General features: G+C 31.9%; 7 protein-coding genes and 1 pseudogene. 7 read left to right on the forward strand and 1 reads right to left on the reverse strand.

Annotated features, from left to right (window positions below; genetic code table 11):
* Positions 1-316: 316 nt before the first annotated feature.
* From A3I1_RS0104360 to A3I1_RS0104385, 7 genes are read left to right on the forward strand one after another with little or no spacing between them, the layout of a single operon-like run.
* Positions 317-625: a TIGR04197 family type VII secretion effector gene (locus tag A3I1_RS0104360; RefSeq protein WP_018370092.1), complete on the forward strand. Its 309-nt coding sequence runs from the start codon at positions 317-319 to the stop codon at positions 623-625.
* Positions 618-947 carry a hypothetical protein gene (locus tag A3I1_RS0104365; protein WP_018370093.1) on the forward strand — a complete coding sequence of 110 codons (330 nt, stop codon included), beginning with the start codon at positions 618-620 and terminating at the stop codon, positions 945-947. The genes A3I1_RS0104360 and A3I1_RS0104365 overlap by 8 nt, the downstream gene beginning before the upstream one ends.
* Entirely contained in the window at positions 937-1575 is a 639-nt protein-coding gene (locus A3I1_RS08225) for a hypothetical protein (RefSeq protein WP_018370094.1), read from the forward strand. The genes A3I1_RS0104365 and A3I1_RS08225 overlap by 11 nt, the downstream gene beginning before the upstream one ends.
* 47 nt (positions 1576-1622) lie before the next feature.
* On the forward strand, positions 1623-2342 hold the full coding sequence (locus tag A3I1_RS08150) for a glycine zipper 2TM domain-containing protein (protein WP_149031795.1): 720 nt from the start codon (positions 1623-1625) through the stop codon (positions 2340-2342).
* Positions 2343-2351: 9 nt separating this feature from the next.
* Entirely contained in the window at positions 2352-2888 is a 537-nt protein-coding gene (locus tag A3I1_RS0104375; protein ID WP_018370096.1) for a hypothetical protein, read from the forward strand.
* 5 nt (positions 2889-2893) lie between these two features.
* Positions 2894-3292, forward strand: a complete 399-nt coding sequence (locus tag A3I1_RS0104380; protein ID WP_018370097.1) for a hypothetical protein — start codon at positions 2894-2896, stop codon at positions 3290-3292.
* Positions 3293-3333: 41 nt separating this feature from the next.
* On the forward strand, positions 3334-3639 hold the full coding sequence (locus A3I1_RS0104385) for a DUF4176 domain-containing protein (RefSeq protein ID WP_018370098.1): 306 nt from the start codon (positions 3334-3336) through the stop codon (positions 3637-3639).
* Between the two features lie 86 nt (positions 3640-3725).
* Here A3I1_RS0104385 and A3I1_RS0104390 read toward each other — a convergent pair.
* Positions 3726-3944, reverse strand: a pseudogene (locus A3I1_RS0104390) (threonine synthase); the annotation flags it as partial.
* Positions 3945-3989: the final 45 nt, after the last annotated feature.

The following is a 3989-nucleotide window of genomic DNA, read 5'->3' on the forward strand; positions in this document are numbered from 1 at the left end:
AATGAGTGGTTCTTTTGGATTTGCAGTTGTACATTGGTCTTCGTAAGCTTTTTCAGCTAAACGATCAGCATCTGCTTTAAGTTGTGCTTTAGTCATGTACATTTAGAAAAATTGACTGTTTTTTGATTACTTTGAAAAAATTCAAAAAAAGAAAACTAACAATCACTATATATACTAAGATTTAATAGGACAGTTATTTCAAAAACTTCACTTGTTTTTCTGCTTATCATGTTATAACTTACAATATATAAATAAAATGATATAATATATACAAAGAATTTTACTTTATGTAGACTAGAAAAGGAGAAACTTGAAAATGTCAGTTTTACAAAACAATACCACTCTAGCAAGTCAACGTGCAACCGAACTTGCCAACGGAATATCAAATCTAGTAACAAGTGGAACGGTGACCAAAGATATGCGAACAACAGTTGCCGGTAATATACGTGCTCAGAAAGCAATTGAATTGGTTAAGTCTACAGAATCTCAGATAGCTAATATTATTTTAACTATGTCTGGAAATATAAATAGTCTATCTTCATCTTTTCAAGCTATGGACAAACAACTTGGTTCTCAATTATCTAAGTTCGACAAGCCAGCTACGAGGTTTACCTTGAATGAATAGTACAGATAAAACATATCAAGAAAAAGAGGAAAACTTTAATCGCGAAAAAAATTTACTGACTTATTTCAATGATCTTTTTCAATCTATTGAAAAAGATAGTCAAAACTTTTTGACAGACGTTTTAAGCAACTTCAAAGATTCAGAAAGTTTATATCGACTTCAAAGACATAGTGACGCTTTTACATCAATTCAAAAACTTACACACAAAGAGTTAAGTCAACTAGAGTTAGATTTAAGAAAAAAACAACAGTCTCTCATGTATCGGCAATTACCAATGCAAAATAAAAATGATCAAAAACAGAAGGTTAAAAATGAGTATTGATATGTATTTAGGGCATAATAACGCCCAAACCAATAGTCTAGCAAGTGTTATTAGTAAACAAAACAATGCCTACGAGGATCTACAAAACACTTTAAACAAATTTTCCTATAATGATTCTAGTCTATCTGGTCGCGCTTATGATTCAGCTAAGATATATAGTACTAGTGTTCTAATTCCTCTACTAAAGGGGTGCGTTCTTCTAAATGAAGCAATTTTACTATCAGCCAAGAACTTTTCTAATCGTTATATTTCAGAAGTTAGCAATATTGATTTGCGAGAGAGTGATTTGCGGGATAAAATTATGCGTGCAGATCGAATAGTCGGACGCTATTATGAACTTTTGAACTTAGAATATCTTAAAGAAAAACCTAATCCGAGATTGACATACAATATTAGAGAATCAATCTATATTCAACAAGAAATTAAGAGAGAATTAGAAGAGCAACTCCATCGTCTATTACTATTCAACTCTTCATCTCCCTATATTTTTTCGGAAATTGAAGGTTTAGCTTCTGCAGTTCAATCAGGATTAAATCAAGCAAAAAGTAGTTGGAACAGTAAAACTCAAACCTTTTATATTCCAAAACAAAAAGAAATGGACTGGGTTAAAAAATTGAATCATATATAGAATCTAAAGAATCTTTTGATGTGGATCAATTAGATAGTAATTCAAAAGTGATAATTAAAAAAGCAAAGGAAGATTATCAAACAGGACTAATTGACCATGAAACTTTTGTGTCAATTCGCAGTGGAATTGCTACTACAGGATTTGCATTCCTTTCAGAATTGCTAAAATCCAAAATTACAGATAAAGCTGTTGAACACTTTACGACAAAAGCTTGGGAGTGGCTAGTACAAAGCACTCAAAACATGCAATATGGTCTAACTGGAGCTCTTGTAGGGGGAGGTAATTATACTGTTCCTCTCAATGTGAATCCCGCTTATAGTCATTTTGTTGCTGGTGTTGCTAAATACGGTGCCCCTATTATTGGAGCAGCCATTGACTATAGTATTCAACGAAAAAATGGTGAGTCTGTAGGAGATGCAATGATTAAAACCGGAGCTCATGTAGCTATTGGATTAGGTGGTGCAAAAGTTGGTGCTGCTATTGGTTCTACATTAGGAAGTGCAATCCCTATACCAATATTAGGAACTGTTACAGGAGCAGCTATAGGTGCATTTTCTGGTTTTATTATCGGCGTCGCTGGTTCCATGGCTTTTGATTGGGCCTACGATGGGGTAGTTAAACCCTTTATTGAAAATACCAAGCAGTTCATTGATGACTCTATTTCAAATAGCAAAAAAATTGTTAATACAGTTGTCGAAAAAATTAATGATGTTGGTGATGCCATTTCAGATACCCTTAGTGGGCTTGGTTCAGCAATTAGATGGTGAGGGAAAAGAGTGTTACTAGACAAAACAAAATTATCACTTGTTAGAAACGAAAAGTCTTTTATTTATGTAGATATAACAGACGACCAACTCTATGAAGTGACTGAGCCTAAAAATATTATTTCAGAAAACAAGTATCTAATAGTTGTTTATGTTGCTGGTGGTAGTCTCATCAAACAACTTGATCAATTCTATCTTCCAATGTCTCATTTTCAATTTAACTTAATTCTATTGTTACTCTTTTTATTTCTAATAACCTTATACTCAAGAAAACAACTAATAGCTTGGACAAAAAAATTAACAGCCATCCCCTTAACAGTTTCGTTAGCACAAAAAAAGCAAATAATGGCAGAGGCCAAAAAAAATGTAACGACTAATCAGTATATCTTTTTGACACTAGTCGTTTTATGGGCACTATCTGTTTTCTTATTTTTGTTTTTCTCGATGACTTTGTTCTTCATCAGCAGTCTAGTATTCTGGTATGTACTAAATTTACTTCATCCCACCCTTAAATTAAAAGAAAGAAAACACTATTTAGCTCTTAGGTAAAAACGATGAAAAAAACATTAATTTCTTTAGGAACATTTAAACAAGATAATATTTTTTACGATGCTGACTTGGAAAAGATTTTTTCAAGCCCAACTAATCCTAAAAAATCAACTGGATATTCAATCAATGTATTAGCAACCTTGATATCTCTACCAATTATAAATTGGTTAAATAAACACTTTATTTCTCTCCAAGTGATTGGAAATGTTGTAGTAGTCCTTATCTTTTGTCTAATAGCCTTGTACTTTTCAAAACAATATGTCATAAAACTATATGACAATATAGAAGTAAGAGAACATTTTTTCTCCTCTTTGGATTATAAGGAGTTTTTAGCGGAGGAAACCAAAAATTCTAAAATTGTTGTTATTTGCCACTTCTCTACTAACTTATTCAAACGTTATTGAACGTTATAAAATTATAAAACATTTAAATAAGGAGCTATCTAATGAATAATATATTACCAATTGGTAGTGTAGTGCAACTTAATAATGGCACTAGTAAAATTATGATAATCAACCGTTTTCCCTTATATAATAACAATGGTACTATTGGTTATTTTGACTACTCTGCTTGTATATATCCTTCTGGGAATATAAATAATCAAGTTTATTTTTTCAACCATGAAGATATTTCAAAAATCTGGTTTGAAGGATATGTTGATGAATCGGAACTTGAAGCACAAAAAGTATTTGAAGTCGAAAAAACTAAAATTTCTTATCCACATTTAAAATTAAGTGATAGCCAATCATAATAAAGATTATCTTTCAAATGTTTGTGGAATCAATAACCTCTCAATAATGATAAAGCTCCTTCCTTTAAAAGAAGGGGCTTTTGCTTGTTTATTTCTTCTGGCGTAAAATCATCTAAAAAAGCTGCTAAGATTTTTTTAGCGATAGCCTGATAACTTAACTCTTTTAGCTGATTAAAATCCAAATCTATCTTTGGAAAAACAGTAGGAGTGTAGAGCCCCCCATCTGTTGCTAATCCCTTTAAAATCGCTTGGCTAGCGGTTGCTGTGTTTTTAGCATCTCTTGTTGATTGGTAAATTAACGTCATTGCGCTCTCCCTTGTTTCATAAAGTCTTTTTCTTATCATATCATA

This window comes from Streptococcus marimammalium DSM 18627 (assembly GCF_000380045.1).
In the GTDB taxonomy this organism is placed as follows: Bacteria; Bacillota; Bacilli; order Lactobacillales; family Streptococcaceae; genus Streptococcus; species Streptococcus marimammalium.

What these genes read in the sequence shown, in the direction of transcription:
- A3I1_RS0104365 (WP_018370093.1), top strand. Translation starts at nt 618, where the DNA reads ATGAATAGTACAGATAAAACATATCAAGAAAAAGAGGAAAACTTTAAT.
- A3I1_RS0104360 (WP_018370092.1), top strand. Translation starts at nt 317, where the DNA reads ATGTCAGTTTTACAAAACAATACCACTCTAGCAAGTCAACGTGCAACC.
- A3I1_RS0104385 (WP_018370098.1), top strand. Translation starts at nt 3,334, where the DNA reads ATGAATAATATATTACCAATTGGTAGTGTAGTGCAACTTAATAATGGC.
- A3I1_RS08225 (WP_018370094.1), top strand. Translation starts at nt 937, where the DNA reads ATGAGTATTGATATGTATTTAGGGCATAATAACGCCCAAACCAATAGT.
- A3I1_RS0104380 (WP_018370097.1), top strand. Translation starts at nt 2,894, where the DNA reads ATGAAAAAAACATTAATTTCTTTAGGAACATTTAAACAAGATAATATT.